This is a genomic window from Blautia sp. HCP3S3_C4 (genome assembly GCF_052064095.1).
GTDB lineage: Bacteria > Bacillota > Clostridia > Lachnospirales > Lachnospiraceae > Blautia_A.
In genome coordinates, this window is sequence record NZ_JBQHWF010000033.1 from 1 (window position 1) to 5,530 (window position 5,530).

The following is a 5,530-nucleotide window of genomic DNA, read 5'->3' on the forward strand; positions in this document are numbered from 1 at the left end:
CATGAAATGCTCACGATTGCAGTCAAGTAAGAGTCTGCCGCCTGGAAACAGGCGGCGAACTCGCTGTTACCGATGACAAGAACTTAAGCAATCCGGTGACAATTCGTGTGAGCAGTCTGGTGACAGCTCATGAGATCAGTAACAATTGTACTATTTTTGTTAATCTTAGGTATAAACCTGTTATACTTATAATTACAGATATCTGCAGTACAGATATTACCCATAAATGAAAGTCAGCTGCCAGGCAGCTAATGTGGAAAAATACCGGAAAAGAGACTGAAAAATATGGCACTTAGACGTGAAAGAATGCGTTTGGGCGATCTGCTCATAAAGCAGAACGTCCTGACAGAGGAACAATTAAAAAAAGCCCTGCAGCTTCAGAAGGGAAGCGATAAGAAAATCGGTGAGATTTTGGTAGAAAATGGATTTATCACTGAGGAAATGATTGCCCGTGCCCTTCAGATGCAGCTGGGACTGAAGGTAGTCCAGCTTACAGGTGTGACCATCCCTAAGGAGGTCCGGAACCTGGTCAGTGTGGATCTGATGAAGAAATACACCTGTATTCCTTTTGAACTGGATCCCTACAATGCCAACATCCTCCATCTGGCTATGGCAGATCCTATGGATATGGCTGCTATTGATGATATTTCCATTGTGACCAACCTTCAGGTGGAGCCTTATATTGCCACCACCAGAGATATTCTGGCTGCCATTGACCGCCATTACGGTGCGTCAGAGACTATGGATGCTGCCAGACGTTTCACCCAGGAGAGGGCACAGCTGCGAGGCAATATTGAGGAAAATGAAACAGATGCGGATGTCAGCGATGCACCGATTGTACAGCTGGTCCGTTCTCTGATCGAACAGGCAGTACGACAGAGAGCCAGTGATATCCATATTGAAGCATTGGAGTCCAAGGTACGTGTCCGCTACCGTATTGACGGTGCACTTTTTGAGAGGATGGTTTACGACAACAGCCTTCTGCCTGCTATTTCCACCCGTATTAAGATTATGGGAGGCATGGACATTTCAGAGAAGAGGAAACCTCAGGATGGTCGTATGTCTATTGTGGTAGACAGACAGGAGTATGATATCCGAATTTCCTCCATCCCTACTGTGCATGGAGAGAAGATCGTTATGCGAATCTCCTCCAAGCTGAACCTTACCAGAAATAAGAAGGAACTGGGACTTGCCCCGGATGAGATGGCACGTTTTGACCATATGATGGCAAGCCCCTTTGGAATTATTTTTGTTACAGGGCCTACCGGAAGCGGTAAGTCCACCACCCTGTACACGGCCCTCAGTGAGCTGAACAGGGAGGAAGTCAATATTGTTACAGTAGAGGATCCTGTAGAAGCAGATATTGAGGGAATCAACCAGATCCAGGTCAACAATAAGGTAGACCTGACCTTTGCTTCAGCCCTTCGTTCCATTCTCCGTCAGGACCCGGATATTATTATGATCGGTGAGATCCGTGACCAGGAAACAGCAGGGATTGCAGTACAGGCATCCATTACCGGACACCTGGTAGTATCCACCTTACATACTAATAATGCAGTGGGTACCCTGAACCGTATGGCAGACATGGGAGTGGAGAGATATCTGATCGCAGATTCTGTAGTGGGAGTAATCGCCCAGCGACTGGTGCGTAAGCTTTGCCCTCACTGTCGGAAAATGAGACCGGCTAGCGAGGAGGAGAAGCGTATCCTCAGACAGAATACAGACCAGGAAGTTAATATCTATGAGCCTGCAGGCTGTAAGCTGTGCAACAATACAGGCTTTTTCGGACGAATCGGTGTATTTGAGATTATGGAGGTCAATGAAGAAATCCGTAACCTGATTGCCGAGAACGGTACCACAGAGGAGCTGGAGGAGGCAGCCAGACGAAGCGGCATGCGCACACTCCGGCAAAATGGTATCCGCTATGTACTGGATGGAACTACTTCCATTGAGGAGATGCTAAAGGCATCTTACGAATAAGGGAATGCCTGTCTCACAGGCAGGAACCTGAATATAAGGACAAAAAAACATGTATGACTTAAATGAAATTTTGATACAGTCTGTAAAGGAGAGAGCTTCTGATATCCATCTCACCTCGGGACGGGCTCCCAGCTACCGTGTGGACGGTGTGCTGGCACCTATTATGGGGGAGAGACTGACTCCACAGATGCTGGAGGACATCCTTCTGCCCCTTATAGACAAAAGACACCGGGAGGAATTAGAGGAAACCGGACAGACAGACTTTGCCTACGCCATTTCCGGGGTAGGCCGTTTTCGCGTGAACGTTTTTAAACAGAGAGGTACGCTGGCAGCAGTTATGCGAAGCCTGCCTTTCAATATTCCGGAGCCTGAGGACCTGGGAATCCCCAGAGAGGTTGTGGAAATGACCAGCAGAAAACGTGGACTGGTACTGGTCACAGGACCTACCGGCAGCGGTAAATCCACCACACTGGCCTCACTGATCCATGTGATCAACAGGACCTATCCTTACCACATCATCACTTTGGAGGATCCTATTGAATACCTCCACAGACATGACAAATCCGTGGTAAACCAGAGGGAGATCGGCAGCGATTCCACAGACTATGCTCAGGCACTGAGAGCCGCTCTCCGTGAGGACCCGGATGTGATCCTGGTAGGAGAGATGCGAGACCTGGAAACCATTTCCACTGCCATTACAGCGGCAGAAACCGGTCATCTGGTATTTTCCACCCTCCATACCATTGGTGCAGACAAAACTATTGACCGAATTATCGATGTGTTTCCCCCAAACCAACAGCAGCAGGTACGGATCCAGCTGGCTTCTGTACTGGAGTGTATTGTATCCCAGCAGCTGCTGAAAAAGGCAGACGGCAGCGGCCGTGTGGCAGCCCTGGAGGTGCTTTTCGCCAATAATGCGGTGAGAAACCTGATCAGGGAGAGTAAGACCTACCAGATTCCATCTGTGATGCAGACCAACAAGAGAGCCGGAATGCAGACCATGGATGATGCACTGTATGATCTGTTTATGCGGAAGGTGATCGATGGAGATACAGCAGTGACCTACGCTCAGGATCCTGTAAGCATGAACAGAAAGATAAATCTGGATGTTGGCTCAGTATTTGATACAGGCTTTGACGGAGGTTTTAGCTTGTAAAAAAGTAATAAGGATGCAGATCCCCGGATCTGTGTGACCATAGATAAAAGAGGTGAGAGCATGCCTGGTTTTTCCTACGTGGCAGTAGATAAAAGAGGCAAAGAGAAAAGGGGAAGCCTGGAGGCTGAAACCAGAGAGAGAGCATTGGAGCAGCTAAAGGCAGAGGGTCTGATTCCTGTTTCCGTCAGGGAACAGGGGGCTTTGAACAAAGAGATTGACTTTTCCATTGGGAAAAAGGTTAAGCCCAGGGATCTGAGTGTTTTCTGCCGGCAGTTTGTCAGTATTACCCAGGCAGGTGTTCCTATGAAGGAAGCTCTGCAGATGTTAAGCGAGCAGACAGAGAATAAATGGCTGAAGCGTGCCATCTCTGAGGTGCTTCTGAATGTGGAAAAGGGTAATACCCTGGCGGATTCCATGAGAAGCCAGCCGGATATTTTTCCGCCTATGCTGGTGAATATGGTGGAGGCAGGGGAGCAGTCAGGTAGTCTGGAGATGGCTTTCTCCAGGATGGCGGTGCATTTTGAAAAAGAGGCAAAGCTGAAGGCTACCATTAAGAAGGCTACTATTTATCCTATCATTCCGGTGATCGCGGCCATTGGGGTAATTGCAGTTATGCTGTTGTTTGTAATCCCTATCTTTATTGATATGTTCGCGGATCTGGATATTGAGATGCCAGCTATTACTATGTTTGTTATGAACAGCAGTAAGTGGATGACTTCACACTGGTATGTGCTACTGGCGATTATTGTTGGGGTTGTGGCTGCTTATAAGCTGATCTACAGGACTACACAGGGGCGGCTGACCATTGACAGGATCAAGATGAAGATGCCTTTGTTTGGGAAGCTTACAGTGAAGACTGCCTGTTCTCAGTTTGCCAGAACTATGAGTACTTTGCTTATGTCGGGTATTTCTACTATTGATGCCTTGGAGACTACTTCGAAGATTGTTAATAATATACATTATAGCAATGCTATGCTGAAGGCCCGTGAGGAGGTTATGAAGGGTGTTCCTTTGTCAGAGCCTCTGGAGGCTTCCGGGATTTTTCCTCCTATGGTGTATCATATGACCGGGATTGGTGAGGAGACTGGTAATGTGGAGGAGATGCTGGAGAAGATGGCGGATTATTATGACGAAGAGGTGGAGATGACTACCCAGAGTGTGCTGGCGGCTATGGAGCCGATTATTATTTTGTTTATGGCGTTGATTATTGGGACTTTGGTGATTGCGGTGATTTCGCCGATTGCGTCGATGTATAATGGATTGGATAACTTGTAAAAAATAAAAATTTAATTATACAAAAGGTGTTTGTTTTACCAGGTAGCGATGGGGATTGCGCGAATATTGCTTGAATTAAATTAATAAGGGACGCTCCTTACTGCATCTCTATGCAGATACGGCTTCGGGGACAGTCATGCTAGGTATTTGGAAATCTGCTAAAGGCATCACCCCAAAAGCCAAAACTCGCTGACGCTCAGACAGTTGGACTTTTGGGGTGATAACGCAGATTCCCAAATGCCAAGTATGACTAAGTCCCCTGCAGATATATCTGCATAGAGATGCAGTAAGGAGCTGTGCTTTGGCTGAAATAAATAATAATTAAATTAAACAATAAAATTAGATTATTATTTGGGGTTGTATTGTGTGATATAAAACGGGTGGTTGGTTACCGTATAAAATAACTGCAATAATTATCTTAGGGATGTATCGCAGCTGGCATAGGGGCTGTGTTCATCATATATTTTTGAATCATGTTAATCAGGTTGTTCTTCAGATTAAAGGAGGCGCGTTGGAAAAGCGGGATTGAGTGGTTTTTTTCTGAATCAGACTAAGAAAATAATAATTTAACCGAATTAATTGCGAAGCAGTTATTCGGTTATGAGCAAGTAGCGAAGCGGATTGCGAATATCCGCTTGGCTCAATTTAATCGAGTTGTCGGGTGGATGCTCCGAGATATAGACGTGGTTATCTACGGCTTCGGAGCCAGTTATGCTGGCTATTTGTAAGTTTATGGAAAGCATTCCCCGAAAACCCCAGACTCATTGTTGTTAAACTGTGGGCTTTTCGGGGGATAACGTAGATTTTTAAAGGCTGGGTATAATTAAGACTCTTGTAGATATAGATGATTACATCTGTATTTCGGAGCTGGTCTCGGCGATTGTGGATGTAGGCTGGTTTGGATCGATTTTTTGTCTGGTAATTTAATTATTTAATTAATTATCCGGACTATGTAACTTGAAAACTGAATAACGAGTTTATAAACATAACTCCCTCCCCTCTGGATGTCCGGATGGCCGGATTTTTCAGGGGAGACTGTCCGAAAACTCGGATAATCTAATCTGATGAGAAAAAGATTGATATGCTCTTGTGAGCGTTCAATATAAATTAAAATTGCAC

At 46.0% G+C, this 5,530-nt stretch carries 3 protein-coding genes; all 3 read left to right on the forward strand.

Features of this window, described 5'->3' with window-relative positions:
* Window positions 1-285: 285 nt before the first annotated feature.
* From ACTNC6_RS15935 to ACTNC6_RS15945, 3 genes are read left to right on the forward strand one after another with little or no spacing between them, the layout of a single operon-like run.
* Window positions 286-1,980 (forward strand): GspE/PulE family protein, encoded by a 1,695-nt coding sequence (locus ACTNC6_RS15935; RefSeq protein ID WP_441044613.1) that lies wholly within the window; start codon window positions 286-288, stop codon window positions 1,978-1,980.
* A gap of 49 nt (window positions 1,981-2,029) precedes the next feature.
* Entirely contained in the window at window positions 2,030-3,136 is a 1,107-nt protein-coding gene (locus ACTNC6_RS15940) for a type IV pilus twitching motility protein PilT (protein ID WP_441044615.1), read from the forward strand.
* 60 nt (window positions 3,137-3,196) lie between these two features.
* Window positions 3,197-4,411 carry a type II secretion system F family protein gene (locus ACTNC6_RS15945; RefSeq protein WP_441044617.1) on the forward strand — a complete coding sequence of 405 codons (1,215 nt, stop codon included), beginning with the start codon at window positions 3,197-3,199 and terminating at the stop codon, window positions 4,409-4,411.
* The last annotated feature ends 1,119 nt before the right edge of the window (window positions 4,412-5,530 follow it).